Here is a 20,935-nt window from a genome sequence, read left to right as displayed (position 1 = left end):
CTGCTGGTGCGTGTGCTACTCGCCGGCCGGCTGCGCCTGCGCGGCGTCGCCCGTGCCCGCGCCGCCCGAGCGGCGGCGACGGCGGTTGCGGTTCCGGCGCGGCTTGGCCTCGCCGTCGGCTCCGGCGCCGCCCTCGACGCGGGGCTCGCGCGGTGCGCCGTCGCCCTGGCCGCCCTGGCCGCGACCGCCCTGGCCGCCCCGGCCCGAGCCGCCGCGTCCGCCGCGACCACGGCCGCGCCCGCCGGAACGTCCCGCATCGTCACCCGAACGGCCGCCGCGACCACCGTCGCGACCGCCGTGCGACGGCGCGCCGGTGTGCTTGCCGGTCTCGCCCAGGTCCTCGAGCACCTCGGCCTCGAGGCCGGCACGCGTGCGCGCCTCCTTGGGCAGGCGGCCCTTGGTGCCGGCGGGGATGCCGAGGTCCTCGTACAGGTGCGGTGACGTGGAGTAGGTCTCCTGCGGCTCCGGGTAGCCCAGGTCGAGCGCCTTGTCGATCAGCGACCAGCGCGGGATGTCGTCCCAGTCGACGAACGTGACCGCGGTGCCGGTCTTGCCCGCGCGGCCCGTGCGGCCGATGCGGTGGAGGTAGGTCTTCTCATCCTCGGGGCACTGGTAGTTGACCACGTGCGTCACGTCGTCGACGTCGATGCCGCGCGCCGCGACGTCGGTGGCGACCAGGATGTCGATCTTGCCGGTGCGGAACGCGCGGAGCGCCTGCTCGCGCGCGCCCTGGCCCAGGTCGCCGTGGATCGCGCCGGCGGCGAAACCGCGGTCGCGCAGCTCGTCGGACACCTTCGCGGCGGTGCGCTTGGTCCGTGCGAACACCACGGTGAGGCCGCGGCCGTCGGCCTGCAGCATGCGCGCGAGCACCTCGATCTTGTCGAGCGCGTGCGCACGGTAGACCACCTGCTTGATCGCCTTGACCGTGGCGCCGTCGTCGTCCGGGTCGGCCGCGCGGATGTGGGTGGGCTGGGTCATGTACCGGCGGGCGAGCGCGACCACCGCGCCCGGCATGGTCGCCGAGAACAGCATGGTGTGGCGCGACGCGGGCGTCGCCGCGAGCAGCTTCTCGACGTCGGGGAGGAAGCCCAGGTCGAGCATCTCGTCCGCCTCGTCGAGCACCACGGTCTTGACGTACCGCAGGTCGAGGTGGCCCTGGTTGAGCAGGTCGATCATGCGCCCCGGCGTGCCGACGACCACGTCGACACCCTTCTGCAGGGCCTCGATCTGAGGCTCGTAGGCGCGGCCGCCGTAGATCTGGACGATCCGCACGGTGCGCTTGCGCGACGCGGTCTCGAGGTCGCCGGCGACCTGCACGGCGAGCTCGCGGGTCGGCGCGACGACGAGCACCTGCGGCTTGCCCTGCGCGTCGCCGAGCGCGTCGTACGCGGGCTCGCCCGGCGCGGCGGTCCGCTGGAGCGCGGGGATGCCGAATCCGAGCGTCTTGCCGGTGCCGGTCTTGGCCTGGCCGATGATGTCGTGGCCGGACAGGGCCACGGGCAGGGTCATCGCCTGGATCGGGAAGGGGGTGGTGATGCCCTTGTCGGCGAGGGCCTGGACGATGCGGGGGTCGACATCGAAGTCGGCGAACGTCCGGTCGGGCGTCTGCACGCTGGCGTGCGTCTCGGTCATGGTGCTCCGAATGAGAGGGGGCGCTGGGAAGGCGCCGGTACGGCGGGCAGCCGATCGCGAATCATCCGGGTCGCGGCCAGCGGCCGCGCGCGTCCGCCGTCTTCAGGCGGTTCCGCATTCACACATGACGACCGGTCAGCCCCGGGTCGTGGCCAAGTGTACCGGGTGGCACCCGGGTGCGGATAGGGGCGGTCGCCCTCAGGCGCCGAAACCGACGCGACGCTTGGTCTCCTCGCCGATGTCGACGTAGCCGAGCGCTCCCGAGGGCACGACGATCCGGCGGCCCTTGGTGTCCGTGAGGTCGAGCGTCCCGCCCCCGACCGCGGCGGCGACGGCGTCAGCCACCTGGTCCGCGGTGAGGTCGGTCTCCAGCGAGATCTCGCGGGACACGTTCTGCACGCCGATCCTGATCTCCATCAGGGCCTCCTTCGGTCTTCAGGCGGGGTCTAGGCCCCTATCCTAGAGCGATGGAGCGAGGGTCCAGGGGCCTGTTCGCGGGCAGGCGAATCCGCCGTCCGAGGCTGTGGGTGTCGGTGGTGACGGTGATCGCGGCCTTCGGCCTCGGCATCGGCGCCGGCTACGCGACCGGCCTGGTCCCCGGCCTCTACGCCCGCTGGACCGCGGCGCCGGAGGTGTCAGCGTCGCCGTCGGCGAGCGCGAGCGCGACCCCGACCGTGTCGGTGGGGCCCCTCGCGCCGATCGACCGCGAGCTCGACGAGGCGGACGGGCTCGCGGGCCTCATCTCGCTGGTGGTGCCCGACGAGGGAAACGGCACCTTCTCCGCCGTCCCCGGCACCACCGCGGAGGTCGACGGGGGCGGTCCCGTGCGCTACGTGAGGATCGACGTCGAGGACGGCCTCGACGTCGCCACCACGGCCTTCCGCGACTTCGTCATGGACACCCTGAACGACCCGCGCGGATGGGGATCGGAGGGGCGCCAGCAGTTCGTCCTGACCGACGGCGCCGCCGACATCCGCATCGTCCTCGCGAGCCCGGTCACGGCGGCCGGCCTGTGCGTGCCGACCGACTCCGACGCCGCGGCGGACGCGGACGGCGCGACGAGCCCGTCGTCGACCGCGGACCTGACGTGCGAGGCGCAGGGGATCGTGCCGCTGTCCCTCTACGACTGGGCCGCCGGGCTGTCGCGCTACGAGGACGACCGCACCGGGTCGCGTCGGTACCAGCTCGCCCACTCGGTCGGGTACGTCCTCGGAGACGAGGCAGGGACGTGCACGTCCGGCGAGGCCTCGGTGATGGTGGTCCAGGAGACCATGCCGGCCGAGTGCAGTGTGAATCCCTGGCCGTTCCCGGACGCCCCGGTGCCGGAGCCCTCGGCGTCCGCGTGATGGTCGCGATGTCCGACCCGCGTGCTTCCATGGCCGCATGACCTCGCTGCGGCTCGTGCCCCCGGCCGCGCCGCCACGCGTGCCGGAGCTGGACGCGCACCAGCGCGCGGCGCTCGCGGCGGTGGCCGACGGAGGCCACCACGTGGTGGTCGGCGAGCCGGGCAGCGGCGCCACGACCGTGGCCGCTGCCACCGCGCTGGAGGCGGTGGCAGCGGGCACCCCGGTCGCGCGCGTCCTGGTCCTCGCGGCGACGCGGGCGAGCGCCGCGCGTCTGCGGGACCGGGTCTCCTTGCTGCTGGACCGGCCGGTCGGCGCCCCCGTCGTGCGCACGGCCGCCTCGGCGTCCCATGCGATCCTCACCGCGCTCGCCGTCGCCGGGGGCCAGCCGCCGCCCCGGCTGGTGACCGGAGCCGAGCAGGACCAGATCCTCCGGGAGCTCCTCGACGGGCATGCGCGCGGCGAGGGCGCCGCCCCGGACTGGAACGGACTCGTGCCGCCCGAGGCGACCGCGCTCGCGGGATTCCGTCACGAGCTCCGTGACGTCATCATGCGCGCCAGCGAGGCGGGGCGGATCCCCGACGAGCTGGCCGAGCTCGGGCGCGACGTCGGCAGGCCCGAGTGGGAGGCCGCCGCGGAGGTCATGCGCGAGTACGACCAGGTGCTCGGCTCCTTCGCCTCCACCCCGGATCAGGGTGACCGCTTCGACCCGGCGGTCGTGGTCGCGCAGGCCGCCCACGTGCTGCGGTCCTGGGAGGAGCTGGCCGACGGCGAGGCCCCGGAGTGGGACCTCGTCGTGGTCGACGAGGCGCAGGAGCTGACCGCCGCAGGCGTCGACCTGCTGCGCGCATGCGCGGCGCGGGGCGCGAGTCTTGTCCTGCTCGGCAACGCCGACGTGTCCGTGCAGGGCTACCGCGGCGCGATGCCCCGGGTCCTCGACGATGCGACGGCTCCGGCGCCGCGAGGCTGGGGAGCGCGCCTGCACCGGTTGGGCCCGTCGCACCGCCAGGCGGGAGCCCTCGCGGCGGTGACGGCGGCGGCGACGGCCCGGATCCGCACCGTCGGGGAGGGGTCGCCGCGCGGGCGTGCCGAGACGGTCGACGATGCGCGTGGCGCTGTCAGGATCGTGACCGCCGCGCATCGCCACGCCCAGTCGCGGGCGATCGCGGGCGCGCTGCGTGCGGCCCGCCACGGGCTCGACGGGGCCCCGCCGGTGCCGTGGGGCGAGATGGCGGTGATCGCGCGGTCGACGTCGCGGCTGCGCGAGCTCCGCGCCGACCTCGCCGCGCTCGACATCCCGTGCGAGACGCTGGGCGAGGGCACCGCGCTCCATCTCGAGCCTGCGGTCGCGCCCCTCCTCACGCTGATGCGACGCGCGGCGAGCGCCGCCCGCGGCGACCGTCCCGAGTGGACCGAGGAGCAGTCCGTCGAGCTCCTCACCTCGCGGATCGTCGGACTCGACCCGGTCGCGCTGCGCCGCCTGCGACGCGCCCTCGTCAGGGTCGAGCGCGAGTCCGAGGGCACGCGAGGCTCCGCGGAGCTGCTCGTGGACGCGATGGCACGCGAGGACGGATGGGCGGCCGTGAGGTCCGCGGAGGCACGGATCGCGGAGCGCGCCACGCGCGCGCTCGCCGACGCGACCGAGGCCGCGCGCCTCCCGGGCGCGTCACCGGGAACGGTCGCATGGGCGGCCTGGGCCGCGCTCGGCGTCGCCGACTCCTGGCGCGCCGCCGCGCTCGCGGGCTCCGCGCGGGACGACGCGGACCTCGACGCGGTGATCGCGCTGCTGCGCGCCGCCCAGGGCTTCGCCGAGCGGATGCCGCACGCCTCGGTGGCGTCGTTCGTCGAGCACCTCGAGGGACAGGACTTCGCGGCGGACTCGCTCGGCGCGCGGGCCCGGGTCGAGGATGCCGTCGCGTTCTCGACGGCCGCGTCCGCGTCGGGTCGCGAATGGGACGTGGTCGTGGTCGCGGGGCTCGAGGAGGGCGTGTGGCCGGACCTGCGGCTGCGCGACTCGGTCCTGGGCGCGCAGCACCTCGCCGACGTGCTCGCCGGTCGCGCCGACCGCGCGCCGATCCCCGACGGCGACCGAGCCGTCCGTGCACGGGAGTCCCGCCGCGCCGTGCTCGACGACGAGACGCGGGCCTTCGCGGTGGCGGTGTCCCGGGCACGTCGCATGCTGATCCTCTCGTGCGAGGAGGGCGAGGACGCCCGGCCGTCGCGCTATCTCGCCTGGTGCGGGGAGGCCGCCGGGGTGCGAGCCGAGCGTGCCGACGACATCGTGACCGTGGCGGACCTGCGAGGAGCGGTCGTTCACGCGCGTGTCGCGGCGACGGACCCGGGCCTCGCGCCCACGGAGCGCGACGGGCATGCCGCGCTCGTCGCGCGCCTCGCCGATGCGGACGTCGCCGGCGCCGATCCGCGCGAGTGGCACGGGGTCCCGCCCACGTCCTCCTCGGTCGGCATGTGGGACGACGGCACCCCGGTGCGGGTGTCCCCGTCGAAGCTCGAGTCCCTCGAGACGTGCGCCCTGCGGTGGGCCCTGCAGAGCGTCGGCGGCACGCCGTCGGCGACTGAGAAGCAGACGCTCGGCACGGTGGTCCACGAGATCGCCGCGGAGCTCCCGCACGGGACCGCCGTCGAGCTGCTCGACGCGCTCGACGAGCGATGGGGCGACGTGGCCGGGACGGAGACGTGGCCCGATCGACGCCTCCGCGAGCGCGCAGAGGACATGGTCAGGCGCCTCGCGGGCTATGTCGCGACAGTCCCCGGCGAGGTGCGCGTCGAGCAGCCGTTCGCCGTCGACATCGGCGGGGCGAGGCTCGCGGGCAGCGCCGACCGGGTCGAGGTCGACGACGCCGCCGCGCGCATCGTGGACCTCAAGACCGGGAGCCCCGTGACTCAGAAGGAGGCCGAGGATCACGCCCAGCTCGCGATGTACCAGCTCGCCGCCGCCCACGGTGCGTTCCCCGGTGTCGAGGCCGCCTCGGGAGCGTCGCTGGTCTTCCTCGGCACGACGGCGCAGGCGGCGGGGGAGCGCGCGCAGCCGCCCGTGGATCTCGAGGCGACGCGTGCCCGCCTCGCGGACGCGGTCGAGGTGATGGCGCGGCCCGAGTTCCTCGCCACGCCCAACCCGAGCTGCACATTCTGCCCGGTGAGGCGCAGCTGCCCGGCGTGGCCGGAGGGGCGTCAGGTGAGCGACGGATGACGGCCCAGGACCCGGTGGAGGACGGGACCGTTCGCGGGCGCGCGCGCACCGCCGCCGAGCTGATGGCCCTGGTCGATCCCGACATCTCCGTCACGGCCGAGCAGGCGCGCGTGATCGAGGCGGGCCTCGAGCCGATGCTCGTGGTCGCCGGGGCCGGATCGGGCAAGACGGCGACGCTGTCGATGCGGATCGTCGCGCTCCTCGACCATGCGGAGCGCCTCTTCGGCACCCCCATCGCGCCGGACGAGATCCTGTGCCTGACGTTCACGCGCAAGGCCGCGGCCGAGATCGCCGAACGCGCGGAACGGCGGATCGCCACGGTCTTCGGGGCGGACGCCGGGCGCCCCCCGGTCGCTGTCTCGACGTACAACGCCTACGCCGCCCAGCTGGTCGCCGAGCACGGCCTGCGTCTCGGCATCGACCCGGACGCCGCCACGCTGACGCAGGCAGCGCTGTGGCAGCTGGCCGACGACGTGGTCGGCTCGTGGACCGAGGACCTCGATGTCGACGCCGCGCTGAGCACGCTCACGGCCGCGATCCCCAGGCTCGCGGGCCAGCTCCGCGATCACGAGAGCACCCCCGCCGAGCTGCGGAGCTGGGCGCGGGAGGCGATCGCCTGGATCGAGGCGCTGCCGGGGAAGGGTGATGACACGGTGCCCGGCCCGCTCGTGACCCGCAACGGCACGCCGAACGCCCATGCGAAGTCCCTGACCCGGTTCCGCACCCTTGCGGGCATGGCCGACCTGGTCGCCGAGTTCCAGCGGCGCAAGCGCGCGGCGTCGCAGCTGGACTTCGCGGACCAGGTCGGGTTCGCGGTCGACCTGTCGCGCCTGCCCGCGGTCCGGGCGATCGAGAGGGGCCGCTATCGGGCGATCCTGCTCGACGAGTTCCAGGACACGTCGCCCGGCCAGCTCCGGCTGTTCGCCCGGCTGTTCGGCCGGTCGCACCACGTGATGGCGGTGGGCGATCCCCACCAGGCCATCTACGGATTCCGTGGTGCGTCGGAGAGCGCCCTGCCGATGTTCGTCGAGGAGTTCGGCGGCCCCGGTGAGGTGCAGGTGGCGAGCCTGTCCGTCTCGTGGCGCAACGAGCGCGCGGTCCTGGACGTCGCCAACGCCGCCGCACGACCGCTCCGTGAGTCCTCACGGGTCCACGTCGACCCGCTCCGGTCGCGCGGCGAGGAGCTCGGGCGTCCCGAGCCCACCCGCCGCGCACCCGCCGTCGCGAGCCTCGTCGCCGAGGACCACGTGGTCGAGGCGTCGCGGATGGTCGAGTGGCTCAAGGCGCGCCTCGCGGAGCTGACGGATGACGAGGCCACCGCCACGGCCGCGGTCCTGTGCCGGCGCAAGGCGCAGTTCACGCCCGTGGTCGAGGCCCTGGCCGCCGCCGGGCTCGACTACGAGGTGGTCGGCCTCGGCGGGCTGGTCGACACCCCGGAGGTCGCGGACCTGGTCGCGCTCCTGGAGGTCGCGCACGACCCCTCCCGCGGAGACTCGGCGATGCGCCTGCTCACGTCGGAGCGCATGGCGCTCGGGATCCGAGATCTCGCGGCGCTGCATGACTGGGCGGAGGAGCTCGCCGGCCCGCGCGAGCAGCGCGAGACCGAGGCGGGGATCGTCGACGCGATCGCCTCGCCGCCGCCGCCGGGCTGGCGGTCCCGTCACGGACGCGAGCTCGGCGTCGTCGCACGCGCCAGGCTCGTCGCCCTCCACCACGCGATCGACGCGATCCGCACCCGTACCTACCTGCCCCTCGGCGAGCTCATCCTCACCGCGGAGCGCGCCTGGGGCCTCGACATCGAGGCCGCCGTCGCTCGCCCCGACGGTCGTGCGGCGCGCAACGTCGACGCCTTCATCGATGCCGCGCGCCAGTTCGCCGCCGGCGCGGACCACGTGACGCTCGGGGCCTTCCTCGCCTGGCTCGACGCCGCCCGGGGCGAGGAGTCCGGGCTCGAGCTGCCGGTCAAGGAGCCCGAGCCCGGCGCCGTCCAGGTGCTGACCGTGCACGCCTCGAAGGGTCTGGAGTGGGACGTCGTCGCGGTGCCGGGGCTGGTCGACGGGCACTTCCCGTCCGTCGACGCGCCCACCCCCACCCGCGACTGGTACTCCGACGGCGGCTGGTACTCGGGTCGGGGGCTCGAGCTCCCCTACGAGCTCCGGCTGGACCGGGACGACCTGCCGCTGTGGGAGTGGCGCGAGGCGATCGATCAGCAGACGTTCGCCGCGTCGATCGGCGAGTTCAAGCGCGAGTGCGGGTCCCACCGCGTCGAGGAGGAGCGCCGACTCTTCTACGTCGCGGTGACGCGCGCGCGGTCGCACGTGCTGCTCTCGGCCTCCTGGTTCACCGACGGGGTCAAGCCGCGCCGGCCCTCGAGCTACCTCGAGGAGCTCGTCGAGGCAGGCCTCATCGATACCTCGGCGTGGGCGCCGGCGCCAGCGGACGACGCGCGCAACGAGCGCCACGCGCCGCCCGAGACGTGGCCGCGTCCGCCGACCCCGGCCCAGCTCGCGAGGCGGGAGCTGGCGGGCCGCGTCGAGCGCATCCGGGCGTCCGGCGACCCGTCGCCTGCATGGGCCGCGCTCCCATCCGGCGCGCAGGTGGAGGCCATGCTCACCGAGCGCGCTCAGCGTCGCGCCGGGGCGGGCGACGTGCGCACGCCCGCCCACCTCTCGACGTCCGCGCTCGTGTCCATCCGACGTGATCGCGAGGCGTTCGCCGCCCAGCTGCGCCGCCCGCTCCCGTCGGAGCCGACCGATGCCGCCCGCCGCGGAAGCCTCATCCACGCCTGGATCGAGTCGCGCTACGGCCACACGCCGCTGATCGAGCTGGCGGACCTCGGCCCGGGCGAGGACGACGACGCCATCGAGGAGCTCAAGGCCGCGTTCGAGGCGTCGCCGTGGCGGCTCCGCACGCCGAGCCACATCGAGGTCGACGTGGAGGTCCCCCTCGCCGGCGTGACCGTCCGCTCGCGGATCGACGCGGTGTTCCCGCCCGGCGACGGGCTCGAGCGCGTCACCGTGGTCGACTGGAAGTCGGGGGCACCCCCGCGCGACCCGGCCGAGCGCGCCGCACGCGAGGTGCAGCTCTCCGTCTACCGCCTGGCCTGGGCGACCTACACGGGCGCGGCGCTGGAGGACGTGGACGCGGCCTTCCACTACGTCAGGGACGGGCGCACCGTGTTCCCGGAGCAGCTGCTCTCGCGCGACCAGATCGAGGGCCTGATCCGCGGCAGGAGCTGACCGGCTCAGTCCTCGGTGTCGAACAGCATCGCCTCGAGATCGGCGAGCATGCCCTCGCCGTCGGCGATCACGTCGGCGTTGTCGGTGCGGACGCCGTACATCAGCCAGCGCATCAGGGCCATCTCCGACGCGAGCCGCGCCCTGTCGATCAGGTGAGGATCGCGCATCTCGCGCCGGCTCACGGTGTAGGCCTCGACCACCGAGTCGAGGACGTCCTCGCCTGCGGACGCCACCAGCCACGCCAGGTCGTCCGCCGGGTCGGCGACGCGGGCGTCCATCCAGTCGACGATCCCCACCACCTCGTCGTCGGCGACGTACAGCTGGTGCTCGCCCATGTCGCCGTGCACCACGGTCGGGTCGAAGCGCCACCAGGAGACGTTCTCGAGCTGGTGCTCCCAGCGGTCGGCGAGCCGTGGCGGGACCTTGCCGGTCTGGATCCCGGCGTCGAGCTCCGCGAGCCGGCGCTCGCGGTACTCCTCGGCGGAGTACGACGCGAGGCCCTGGTCCTCGACCACGGCGATCGGGAGCTCGTGGATCTGCGCGAGCGCGCGTCCGAGCGACGCCGCCAGTCCTGGTCCGGGCTGCACGGCCGCCAGCATGAGGTGAGCGCCGCGCACCTCCGTGTAGACCACGGCCCGTCCTTCGTCGCGACCGAGCTCGACCGCCCCGACGGGATGGGGGACGTCGAAGGTCACCAGCCCGGCCTCCTTCGCCCGGGCCAGGGCGGACAGCAGCCCCTTCTCGGCCTCGAGCGCCGCGCCCGCCGCGGCCCGCTTGGGAGCACGCACCAGCCAGCGCTTGCCGGTGGCGTCCTTCACCACGACCACCTCGAAGTCGGCGTCGGTGTGCGGGCTGCGCAGCACGTCGTAGACGTCGAGCCCGGGCACGGCGACCGAGGCCAGGGCGGCGAGCGCGAGAGGTGAGCGGGGCACGCCCTCACGGTAGAGCGTGAACGGGGTGCACGCCACGCTCCACGCCGCACGGGTCCCGCACGGTCCGGGAGGAGGCGACGGGTACGGTGATCGGGTGAGGAATCCCTGGCCCCTGGACCTGCCCTCGACCGTCGACCGCGCCGCGGAGCGCCGAGACGCCGTCGACCTCGCCGCATGCGACGCGATCGTGGTCCGCGACGGGCGCGTGCTTGCTGCGGAGGGGCGGCTCATCGAGCTCGCGCCCGCATCGCAGCCCCCCGCGGATCTGCGCGTCTACCTGGGACGGGACGGCACCCGCGACCTGGTCGCGCTCGTGCCCTCCGACCCCGCGTTCGGAACGGACCACGACGGGATCGGCGGGGAGACGATGCGGGGGCTCAGGGACCTCCTCGCGGGCTTCTGGGACCGGGGCGCCGAGGGCGCGCGCGATCACGAGCTCGCGACCACCGCGATCGCGATCTCCCAGTGGCACGCGAGCCACCCGCGGTGCTCGCTCTGCGGCGAACCGACCGCCCCGACCCTGGGCGGCTGGGTACGCCGGTGCGACACCTGCGGACGCGACCACTACCCGCGGACCGACCCGGCGATGATCGTCGCGGTCACCGACCCGGACGACCGGCTGCTCCTCGCTCATGCCGCGCACTGGTCCCCTCGACGGTTCTCGCACCTCGCGGGATTCGTCGAACCGGGTGAGACCTTCGAGCAGGCGGTCCACCGTGAGGTGTGGGAGGAGGCGCGGCTCGAGGTGACCGACGTCGAGTACCTCGGCTCCCAGCCCTGGCCGTTCCCGGCCTCGGTCATGGTCGCGTTCCGCGCCCGCACCGCGACGACAGCGATCGAGGTCGACGGCCTCGAGATCGCGGAGGCGAGATTCGTGGCGCGCGAGGAGATCGGTCCCCAGGTGCGCGACGGGATCATCGTGCTCGCGCCCAAGGGCTCGGTCGCGCGCCGGATGCTGGAGGAGTGGTACGGCGGGCCGCTTCCGGAACCGCGCGCCGGAGGCCCGGTCGACGTCTAGACCGGCACCCTCGCCGCACGGCCCGCGCGCGTGGGGACGGACACGACGGGTGCGACGGGAGGGGCCATGATCGAGCTCGGCTCGTTCGCCAGCGTGATGGCCGTGGTGACGGGGCCCCTGGCCGCAGGCGTCGAGGGACGCGGATACGGCGTCGCGGCAGTCCAGAACGGCGCGTCGGCGCACGAGCTCCGGGTGTTCATCGAGAACGGACTGCTCGGCTTCTGCGTCGCCACGGACTGGGAGATCGTCAGCATCGCGGCGTACCCGGCCGTGGAGCGTGCGGCGTGGAACCGATGGTCGATCACGCCCGACGCCTTCGCGCGGTGGCGCGGCGAGCCCCCGCCCGCCGACCAGGCAGGTGCCGAGACCGTCGCGCGGTTCGTGGCCCGCGTCGGCGAGCTCGAGGCGCTCGCGCGCGACATCGGCCGGTGGCAGGACGTGCGTCGCGGCCGGCTGCCCCGATAGGTCGCCGCGACCGTCCCCCGCTCGCCGTCCGAGGGCATCGAGTGTCCGACGGTCCTGACACAATGACCGCGATGTCCGCCGATCAGATCCTCGACGCCCTCGACCCCGAGCAGAGGGAGGTCGCCACCGCGCTCCACGGGCCCGTGTGCGTGCTCGCGGGCGCGGGCACGGGCAAGACCCGCGCGATCACCCATCGCATCGCGTACGGGGTCCGCGTCAACGCCTACGCGCCCCAGTCCGTGCTCGCCGTGACGTTCACGGCTCGCGCGGCGGGGGAGATGCGTCAGCGCCTGCGCGCGCTCGGCGTCGCGGGGGTCCAGGCCCGTACCTTCCACGCCGCGGCGCTGCGCCAGCTCAGCTACTTCTGGCCCGAGGTCGTCGGCGGTCAGATGCCGTCGCTGGTCGAGCAGAAGGCGCCGCTGGTGGGACGCGCCGCGAACGCGTCGGGGCTTCGTGTCGACCGGCTCATGGTGCGTGACCTCGCGGCCGAGATCGAGTGGGCCAAGGTCTCGCTCGTCGACCCGGCCGACTACGCGTCGACCATCGCACGGCAGGGCCGACCGTCGCCCGCGGGCCTCGCACCCGCGCAGGTCGTGGACGTGATGCGCGCCTACGAGGAGGCGAAGACCGACGCGGTCGTGCTCGACTTCGAGGACATCCTGCTGCTGCTCGCCGACGTGATCGGGCGCCACCACGAGGTCGGCGATCAGATCCGCCGGCAGTACCGCCACTTCGTGGTGGACGAGTACCAGGACGTCTCTCCGCTGCAGCAGTTCCTGCTCGAGCAGTGGCTGGGCGGCCGGCGGGAGCTGTGCGTGGTGGGCGACCCCGCGCAGACCATCTACTCGTTCGCCGGCGCGAGCCCGCAGCACCTGCTCGGCTTCGGTCGCACCTACACGGACGCCACGCAGGTCCGGCTGGTGCGGGACTACCGCTCGACGCCGCAGGTCGTGAGCCTCGCCAACGGCCTCATGAGGCGCCGCGGGGCGGCGGGCGCGGGCGTCGAGCTCGTGGCCCAGCGGCCCTCGGGGCCGGCGCCGTCGTTCACCGCGTACGACGACGACGAGTCGGAGGCCGCGGGCGTCGCCACCCGCATCGAGGCGCTGATCTCCGCCGGGGTTCCGGCCTCGGAGATCGCCGTCCTCTACCGCGCGAACAGCCAGTCGGAGGCGCTCGAGGAGGCGCTCGCCGAGCGCGGCATCGGCTACCTCGTGCGCGGCGGGCAGCGGTTCTTCGCCCGCGAGGAGGTGCGGCGGGCGATCGTCCTCCTGCGGGGGGCCGCGGTCGCCGCGGACGACCGCCCTCTGGGCGAGCAGGTGCGGGATGCGCTCACCGGGGTCGGCTGGACCGAGGAGCCGCCGACAGCGCGCGGCGCGGTGCGCGAGCGCTGGGACGCCCTGCAAGCGCTGGTGAACCTCGCGGACGACGTGGCGGCCGATGCCGGGGGAGCGGCGACCATGCGGGAGTACGTCGAGCACCTCGCGGAGCGGGCCCAGGCGCAGCACGCCCCCGCGGTGGAGGGGGTCACGCTCTCCTCGATGCACGCCGCCAAGGGCCTCGAGTGGGACGCCGTCTTCATCGTCGGCTGCTCGGAGGGCCTCCTGCCCATCTCCCTCGCCGAGACCGACGAGGCGGTGGAGGAGGAGCGGCGCCTGCTCTACGTGGCGATCACGCGCGCGCGTGAGCACCTCGCCTTGAGCTTCGCCCGCGCCCGCAAGTCGGGCGGCAAGGCCACCCGGTCCCGCACGCGGTTCCTCGAGCAGCAGTGGCCCGACGTGCGGCCGGGTCGCACGCCCCGCAAGGCGGCGAACGCCAGGCTCGCCGACCTGGGCCCGGACGACCTGCGCCTGTTCGAGACGCTGAAGACGTGGCGGCTCGAGACCGCGACGGCGGACGCCAAGCCCGCCTTCACGGTGCTCGTGGACACATCCCTCGTGGAGATCGCGCGCTCCCGGCCGTCCACCCTGGGCGACCTCGCCCGCGTGCAGGGGATCGGGGCTTCGAAGCTCGACCGGTACGGCAGGGCGATCCTCGAGATCGTCGAGCAGCATCACGCCGAGCGGGCGTAGCCGTCGGGCTCACGTTCCGCCGCGCCGCACCCGCAGGCCGGCTCCGCCGCGAGCGACAGCGGTGAGGGGCGCCCGGCCTCGACCCGCCATCCCGGGGGCAGGCCGCCTCGCGCCAGCGTGAGCGCCGCTGCCGCGGCGAGCCCGCCCGCGACCGCAGCGTCGCGGGGATCGGCACGCGGGGCGAGGGGCTCGCACTGGCGCAGCAGGAGCGGCCACACCGGGTCGAGCCGGGTGCGGACGATGTCGCGGCACCGCACGCACGCGGTGATCCCCGGCGTGACCGGCAGCAGGGTCACCCCGCGCTCGTCCACGAGCACGGCCACGTGGGGGACGTCCGCCACCATCAGGCGGTGCAGGTCGACCGGAGGCAGCGATCCGACCGCGACCGCCACCTCGCTGTCGACCGCGCGGGAGCGGTCGAGATCCACGCGGACCCCGGGGCGCAGCTCCCGGACCAGGCGCGAGGCGCGCTCGGCGCGGGTGCCCCGGCCGAGCGCGGGAAGCACGCCGGGCTCGGCCGTGCCCGCATCGTCCACCGCCGGGTCCACGAGGGTGAGCGAGGCGCCCGCGCGCGCCAGCGCCTCGGCGGCGGCGACCCCGGAAGCCGACAGTCCGCTGACCCGGACCCGGACCGGTGCGAGCGGCTCCGGCGCCACGAGCCCGGCGCGCGACAGCCGCGCCGCCAAGCGGGGCCTGTCCCGCGGCACGGCGCCACCGGATCGCGCGAGCGCGCGCGCATCGTCGCTGTCCAGCGGGAGCGCGCGAGCGAGCCCCACCTGGTGACGATCGCCGCCGCGCCACAGGAGCGCGGCGCCCGGGAGCAGCCGCATGCCCTCACGCTGGCACGGGCCGGGCACATGGGACCGGCTGTCCACAGGGTCATGTGCCCCGGAGACGAGGGAAGGCCCGGCCCCCTGAGGGGCCGGGCCTTCGCCTGAGATCCTGGGGCGCTTACGCCTTGCCGAGGATGCGGTTGAGCTTGGTGCCGCAGACCGGGCAGGTCGCCTTCGCCATGCGACGGCCGTTCTCCGAGATGACCACGTCACCCTCGGTCTCGCGCTTCTCCTTGCACTTCACGCAGTAGAACTCGCCCGAGTACTTGTCAGCCATGTGGCTCTCCTTCTTCTCGTTGGCGCGGCGGAACGCGCCGCACGTCGATGGGCTGAGGGCCCTTGGTCCCTCAGCGTAGACGTGCGACGCACCTTTTTCGCTCGATGCGTGCCGGGTGTCGCCGCACGGTCCGCCGCATACCTTACGCGCACGATCCGACGCCGCAACCCCGGTTCAGGACGTGGGCGGCTCCTCGTCCCCGCCGAGCAGGCGCTCGAGCTCGCGGTCCACCTCGTCCGAGGCGCCCTCGCCGCGCGCCACGTAGGCGTCGACCCAGGCGGCGTACGAGGCCAGGTCGTCCGACGTCGGCAGCAGGTCCGGGTGCGACCAGACGCCGTCCCGTCCCTCGGGGCCGATCCGCGATGCGAGCAGCGCCCACAGGGCGGCCGCGTCGCGCATGCGGCGCGGCCGCAGCTCGAGCGACAGCAGGTTCGCGAACGTGTCCTCGGCGGGTCCGCCGGTGGCCCGTCGGCGGCGCATCATCTCGCGCAGGGCGCCGATCTCGGGCAGGTGGGGAGCCGCGGCGCGCACCGTGACGTCGTCGACCCAGCCCTCGATCAGGGCGAGCAGGGTCTCGATGCGCTCGAGCGTCTCCTTCTGCTCCGCGGTGTGGTGCGACGCGAAGATCCCGCGGTTGAGGGCCTGCTGGAGCTTCGCGGGATCACCCATGCCGGCGTCGCGCACGGCGTCCTCGAGAGCCTCCAGGTCGATCGTGATGCCCTGCGCGTAGCGCTCGACCAGCCCGTGCAGCTGCCCGGGCAGCCAGGGTGAGGCCTGGAACAGCCGGACGTGGGCGGCCTCGCGGAGCGCCAGGTACGACCGGACCTGGTCCTCGTCGATCCCGAGCCCGTCGGCGAACTCGGCGATCGCGGACGGGACCATCACCACGCGGGCCTCGTCGAGCAGCGGGATCCCGAGGTCGGTGACGCCGAACGCCTCGCGCGCCATCCCGCCGGCCGCCTGACCCATGTGCATCCCGCAGACCGTCGGGCTCACGGAGGAGATCAGCCCGGCGGGGTCGATGCCGCCACGCACCTCGTCGCCCAGCGCGTCGTCCCGATCGAGCTCGCCGCGCAGGATGCCGGTGAGGGCTCGCGACACGCTCACGGCGACGGGGCCGGCCAGCGTGCGCCAGACGGGCAGAGTGGCCTCCACCCACTCCGCGCGGCTCCACACGCGCGGCTCGAGCCGCGACGGGTCGAAGTCCGTCGCGGCGTCGAGCCACAGCTCGGCGCGCGACACGGCGGCGCGGTGGGCCGATGCCTGGGCCGCGCTCACGGTCGGGTCGCCGCCCTGGGCGGCGACGCCCCGCGCGACGTCGTGCGCGAGGGCCCAGTTCACGTCCTCGCCGGCGGACTGCGCCACCAGCGCGCGGATCTGCCCCAGGACGTGCTCCATCATCGCGGGGCTCGCGGCCATCCCGGAGGTCGCGGCGAGCGCCTCGGGGTCCATGCCCATGCGCTTGAGCTCCTCGAGGGCCATCTCCGCGTCGTCCCCGAAGAGCTCGCGCAGCAGCCGCATCCACGGCGTCGATTCGTCGCTCACGCTCACTCCGTCCGGGCGCGCGTCTCACGCCCTCTCCACGGTAACGAAGGAGGCGCCGTCGGCGCGTCCACGTTCGCTACCAGCATTGCCCCAGGTGTCGGTCGCGCCGCCGCGATGGGGGAGAATGGCCCGGTGACCACCTCCGAGGCCATGCCCCCCGTCCCCGGGACGGAGGACGCCCCGAGCCGGCGGTCCACCGTCATGTCGGTCACGGGGCTGGCGGCGAGCGCGCTGATCGCGGTGCTCACGGTGCTGCCGGCGGCCTACGCGATCGGCGGCGCCGGACCCACCTTCGACACCCTCGGCGAGGTCGACGGCGAGCCGCTCGTCAGCATCTCCGGTGCCCCGACCTACGACTCGTCGGGAGAGTTGCGCCTCACCACCGTCTCGGTGTCGCGGGCGGGGTCGCAGCCGTTCACGCTGGGTCGCGTGCTCGCGGGATGGGCCTCGCCGCGGCAGTACGTGGTGCCGGAGGAGCAGGTGTTCGGCACGCCAGAGGAGGAGGAGCAGGTCGAGGAGCAGGCCCAGGTGGACTGGGTGACCTCCCAGGAGTCCGCGACCGTCTCCGCCCTCGAGGCGCTCGGCGTCGACGTGCCGGCCACGCTCACCGTCCGCGGGACGTCGAGCGACTCGCTCGCCGACGGGCTGCTCGTCGACGGCGACGTCATCACGGCGGTCGACGGCGCGGAGGTGACCTCGTTCTCCGCGCTCGCCGACGCGGTCGGCGGCCGCGCTCCGGGCGAGGACATCACGGTGACCTACGTGCGCGACGGCGCCGAGCGCAGCGAGACGTTCGCGACCATCGACGACGGCGCGGGCGGCGCGGTGATCGGCGTCTACGTCGATCCGGACTTCGACCTGCCGATCGACGTGACCGTCGCGATCGACTCCGTCGGCGGCCCGAGCGCAGGCCTGATGTTCTCGCTCGGGATCATGGACCGGCTCACCCCCGAGGACGAGCTCGCCGGTGCCCTGGTCGCGGGCACGGGCACCATCAGCGCCGCGGGCGATGTGGGCGCGATCGGCGGCATCCGCATGAAGATGTACGGCGCGCTCGACGACGGCGCCGACTGGTTCCTCGCCCCCGTGGCGAACTGCGCCGACGTGCGCGGCAACATCCCCGACGGCCTGACCGTTGTCGCGGTGGACACCCTCGACGAGGCGTACGACGCGATCGTGCGCATCGGCGAGGGGGACACCGCGGGTCTGCCGTCCTGCTGACTGTGGCACGCTGGTAGCCACGCCGACCGAGTCCCACCAACCATGAAGGACCCGCTGTGACGTTCGACGACGACCGATTCTCCCGACCGATGCGCCCCGCGCCGGTGCCGCAGCGACGCTCGCCGCTCGCGATCACCGCCGTCGTGGTCGGTGCGCTCGTGCTCGCGGCCATCGCCACCGCCAACGTGTGGACCGAGGTGGTGTGGTTCGACCAGCTGGGATTCAGCGAGGTGTGGCGCACCCAGTGGATCGCACGGATCCTGCTGTTCGCGGCGGGTGCCGTGATCGCCGGCGGGGCCGTCTGGCTCAACCTGTGGATCGCCAAGCGGGTGCGGCCCGCGCGCCTCGGCGGACGGACCCAGCTCGACCAGCTCCGCGAGCAGATCGCACCGCTCGAGCGGTTCGTGATGCTGCTGCTGCCGGCGGTCGTCGGGCTCGTCGCCGGGCTCGCGCTGTCCTCGCAGTGGTCCATGGTGCTGGCGTTCCTCAACCGGCAGGAGTTCGGCGAGGCCGACCCGATCTTCGGTCTCGACGCGTCGTTCTACGTCTTCACCCTGCCGGTCCTGGACCTGGTGCTCACCATGATCCTGACGCTCGCGGTCGTGTGCGCGGTGATCGCGGCGTTCGTCCACCTGCTCTACGGCGGCATCGCGGGCTCCGGACGGTCCTTCATCGCGTCCCGCGGCGCGCGCATCCAGCTCGCGATCCTCGGCGCGATCGTGATGCTGGCGATCGCCGCGAACTACTGGCTCGACCGCTACGGCCTGCTGACCAGCTCCGGCGAGAAGTTCTACGGCGCGTCCTACACCGACGTGAACGCGATCCTCCCGTCGCGATCGATCCTCGCGGGCATCGCGATCGTGGTCGCGCTCGTGTTCCTCGTCGTGATCTGGCGCGGCGACTGGCGCATCCCGGCGGTCGGCATCGCGCTCATGATCGTCGCGGCGATCGCCGTCGGAGGCATCTACCCGTCGATCGTGCAGCGCTTCCAGGTGAGCCCGAACGAGCAGGAGCTCGAGACTCCCTACATCCAGAACAACATCGACGCGACGCTGTACGCGTACGGGCTGGACGGCATCGAGACCACCCCGTACCGCGCCACCACGGAGGCCACGGCCGGCGCGCTCCGGGCCGACGCGGAGACGACCGCCCAGATCCGCCTGCTCGACCCCAACGTGGTGTCTCCGGCGTTCCAGCAGCTCCAGCAGAACAAGCAGTACTACAACTTCTCGGACCTGCTCGCGGTGGACCGCTACATGATCGACGGCGAGCTGCAGGATACCGTGATCGCGGTCCGCGAGCTCAACCTCGACGGCCTGTCGAACGAGAACCGCAACTGGGTGAACGACCACACCGTGTTCACGCACGGCTTCGGCGTGGTCGCCGCCTACGGCAACCGCACCACGTCCGACGGCCAGCCCAGCTTCTTCGAGGGCGGGATCCCGTCGAGCGGCCTGCTCGGCGAGTACGAGCCGCGCGTGTACTTCGGCACCACCCTCCCCGACTACTCGATCGTGGGCGCCCCCGACGGCACGGCGCCGTGGGAGCTCGACTACCCCGACGACGACTCCGCGAACGGCCAGGTCAACACCACCTACACCGGCGACGGCGGGCCCGGGATCGGCAACATCTTCGCCAAGCTGATGTACGCGATCCGGCTCGGCGAGGAGCAGCTCCTCTTCTCCGACCGCGTCACCACCGAGTCGCAGATCCTGTACTACCGCGACCCGCTCGAGCGTGTCGCGCGCGTCGCCCCGTACCTCGAGCTCGACAAGACCACCTACCCCGCGGTGGTGGACGGCAAGATCGTCTGGGTGGTCGACGGCTACACCACGACGGACCAGTACCCGTACTCGGCGCCCGTCACGGCGACCACGCTCTTCGCGGACGCCGCCTCCTCGCCGCTCGGCACCACGCTGAACTACATGCGCAACTCCGTGAAGGCGACCGTCGACGCCTACGACGGCTCGGTGACGCTCTACGTGTGGGACGAGGACGACCCGATCATCGAGACCTGGGCGAATGTGTTCCCCGCGTCGTTCGAGCCGATGAGCGAGATCTCAGGGTCGCTCATGAGCCACCTTCGCTACCCCGAGGACATGTTCACCGTGCAGCGGTACCAGCTGACCCGGTACCACGTCACGGACGCCGCGGCCTTCTACTCCGGCCAGGATGTGTGGGAGAACCCCGACGACCCGACCGACAGCACGCGCAAGCAGCCGCCGTACTACCTGACGCTGCAGATGCCGGGGCAGGAGTCCTCGACGTTCTCGCTCACGAGCACGTTCATCCCCGGCGGAAACAGCAACCGCAACATCCTGACGGGCTTCCTCGCGGTCGACTCCGAGACGGGCTCGTCGGACGGTCAGGTCGCTGAAGGGTACGGCACCCTCAGGCTGCTCGAGCTGCCGCGTGACACGACCATCCCCGGCCCCGGCCAGGTCCAGAACACGTTCAACTCGGACTCCGAGGCGCAGACCACGCTGAACCTGCTCCGCCAGGGCGAGACGGACGTGATCAGCGGCAACCTGCTCACGCTCCCCGTGGGCGGCGGCCTGCTCTACGTCCAGCCCGTCTACGTGCAGGCCAGCACCGGCACCCAGGTGCCGCTGCTGCGCAAGGTGTTCGTGGCGTTCGGCGACGAGGTCGGCTTCGCGGACACCCTGCCCGAGGCGCTCGACCAGGTCTTCGGCGACGGCGCGGGCGACGGTGCCGCCGGCAGCGAGACAGACGGCGGCACCACGGACGAGGGCACGACCGACGAGGGCACCACGGACGAGGGCACCACCGACCCGACCACGGAGGCGGCGCTGCGCGACGCGCTCGATCGGGCGAACCAGGCGCTCGTCGACGGTCAGGCCGCGCTGGCGGACAACGACTGGGCCGCGTACGGCGAGGCGCAGCAGCGCCTGCAGTCGGCGCTGGAGGACGCGATCGCGGCCGAGGCGGCGCTCAGCGGCGAGCCCGAGGTGTCGGCGTCCGCCGAGCCGTCGGCCTCGCCGAGTCCGACCCCGGAGGCGACGTCCACCGAGGAGTCGACGCCGACCGACGAGTCGACCACCGACGCCCTCTGACGCGACGGCGCGACGCGGCCCGCATCCCGATCGGGATGCGGGCCGCAGCGGTCTCCGGTGCCGGCCGCGGTGCGGCCCG

At 73.8% G+C, this 20,935-nt stretch carries 14 protein-coding genes; 8 read left to right on the top strand and 6 right to left on the bottom strand.

What is annotated here, in order from left to right; translation table 11 throughout:
• Positions 1–15: 15 nt before the first annotated feature.
• Positions 16–1,632, bottom strand: a complete 1,617-nt coding sequence (locus QQX10_RS09090) for a DEAD/DEAH box helicase (protein WP_301119808.1) — start codon at positions 1,630–1,632, stop codon at positions 16–18.
• 198 nt (positions 1,633–1,830) lie between these two features.
• Positions 1,831–2,049: a DUF3107 domain-containing protein gene (locus QQX10_RS09085; RefSeq protein WP_301119810.1), complete on the bottom strand. Its 219-nt coding sequence runs from the start codon at positions 2,047–2,049 to the stop codon at positions 1,831–1,833.
• Between the two features lie 50 nt (positions 2,050–2,099).
• Between QQX10_RS09085 and QQX10_RS09080 the strand changes: the two genes are divergently transcribed.
• The 3 genes from QQX10_RS09080 to QQX10_RS09070 are packed head-to-tail and all read left to right on the top strand — an operon-like array spanning position 2,100 to position 9,422.
• Positions 2,100–2,978 (top strand): DUF3152 domain-containing protein, encoded by an 879-nt coding sequence (locus tag QQX10_RS09080; RefSeq protein WP_301119812.1) that lies wholly within the window; start codon positions 2,100–2,102, stop codon positions 2,976–2,978.
• Positions 2,979–3,015: 37 nt separating this feature from the next.
• Entirely contained in the window at positions 3,016–6,183 is a 3,168-nt protein-coding gene (locus tag QQX10_RS09075; RefSeq protein WP_301119814.1) for a UrvD/REP family ATP-dependent DNA helicase, read from the top strand.
• Positions 6,180–9,422 carry an ATP-dependent helicase gene (locus tag QQX10_RS09070; RefSeq protein WP_301119816.1) on the top strand — a complete coding sequence of 1,081 codons (3,243 nt, stop codon included), beginning with the start codon at positions 6,180–6,182 and terminating at the stop codon, positions 9,420–9,422. Before QQX10_RS09075 ends, QQX10_RS09070 begins: the two co-directional genes overlap by 4 nt.
• A gap of 5 nt (positions 9,423–9,427) precedes the next feature.
• Here QQX10_RS09070 and QQX10_RS09065 read toward each other — a convergent pair whose 3' ends face one another.
• The gene (locus QQX10_RS09065) at positions 9,428–10,354 is read right to left on the bottom strand and encodes a phosphotransferase (RefSeq protein ID WP_301119818.1); all 927 of its coding nucleotides are present in this window, start codon (positions 10,352–10,354) and stop codon (positions 9,428–9,430) included.
• 94 nt (positions 10,355–10,448) lie between these two features.
• Here QQX10_RS09065 and nudC point away from each other — a divergent pair, with 94 nt between their 5' ends.
• The 3 genes from nudC (at position 10,449) to QQX10_RS09050 (ending at position 13,906) form a co-directional block, all read left to right on the top strand.
• Complete coding sequence (gene nudC / locus QQX10_RS09060) at positions 10,449–11,372, top strand: NAD(+) diphosphatase (protein ID WP_301119820.1); 924 nt, start codon at positions 10,449–10,451, stop codon at positions 11,370–11,372.
• A gap of 66 nt (positions 11,373–11,438) precedes the next feature.
• On the top strand, positions 11,439–11,837 hold the full coding sequence (locus tag QQX10_RS09055; protein WP_301119822.1) for a hypothetical protein: 399 nt from the start codon (positions 11,439–11,441) through the stop codon (positions 11,835–11,837).
• 71 nt (positions 11,838–11,908) lie between these two features.
• Positions 11,909–13,906 carry an ATP-dependent helicase gene (locus QQX10_RS09050; protein ID WP_301119824.1) on the top strand — a complete coding sequence of 666 codons (1,998 nt, stop codon included), beginning with the start codon at positions 11,909–11,911 and terminating at the stop codon, positions 13,904–13,906.
• Here the strand turns inward: QQX10_RS09050 and QQX10_RS09045 are convergent.
• The 3 genes from QQX10_RS09045 to QQX10_RS09035 form a co-directional block, all read right to left on the bottom strand.
• Positions 13,888–14,736 (bottom strand): hypothetical protein, encoded by an 849-nt coding sequence (locus QQX10_RS09045; RefSeq protein ID WP_301119826.1) that lies wholly within the window; start codon positions 14,734–14,736, stop codon positions 13,888–13,890. The two genes, QQX10_RS09050 and QQX10_RS09045, sit on opposite strands and share 19 nt — an antisense overlap.
• 121 nt (positions 14,737–14,857) lie before the next feature.
• Positions 14,858–15,016, bottom strand: coding sequence for a DUF5679 domain-containing protein (locus QQX10_RS09040; RefSeq protein ID WP_301119828.1), 159 nt, complete (start codon positions 15,014–15,016; stop codon positions 14,858–14,860).
• A 174-nt stretch (positions 15,017–15,190) separates the two neighbouring features.
• Positions 15,191–16,561, bottom strand: a complete 1,371-nt coding sequence (locus tag QQX10_RS09035) for a zinc-dependent metalloprotease (RefSeq protein WP_301119830.1) — start codon at positions 16,559–16,561, stop codon at positions 15,191–15,193.
• A gap of 132 nt (positions 16,562–16,693) precedes the next feature.
• On the opposite strand from QQX10_RS09035, the gene QQX10_RS09030 reads away from it, so the two are divergent.
• Positions 16,694–17,782 carry a YlbL family protein gene (locus QQX10_RS09030; protein WP_301119832.1) on the top strand — a complete coding sequence of 363 codons (1,089 nt, stop codon included), beginning with the start codon at positions 16,694–16,696 and terminating at the stop codon, positions 17,780–17,782.
• Between the two features lie 56 nt (positions 17,783–17,838).
• Positions 17,839–20,856 (top strand): UPF0182 family membrane protein, encoded by a 3,018-nt coding sequence (locus tag QQX10_RS09025; protein WP_439710117.1) that lies wholly within the window; start codon positions 17,839–17,841, stop codon positions 20,854–20,856.
• The last annotated feature ends 79 nt before the right edge of the window (positions 20,857–20,935 follow it).

This window comes from Demequina lignilytica (assembly GCF_030418305.1).
GTDB lineage: Bacteria > Actinomycetota > Actinomycetes > Actinomycetales > Demequinaceae > Demequina > Demequina lignilytica.
The sequence above is the reverse complement of the archived record's forward strand: the minus strand, read 5'-3'. Positions and strand labels throughout refer to the sequence as shown.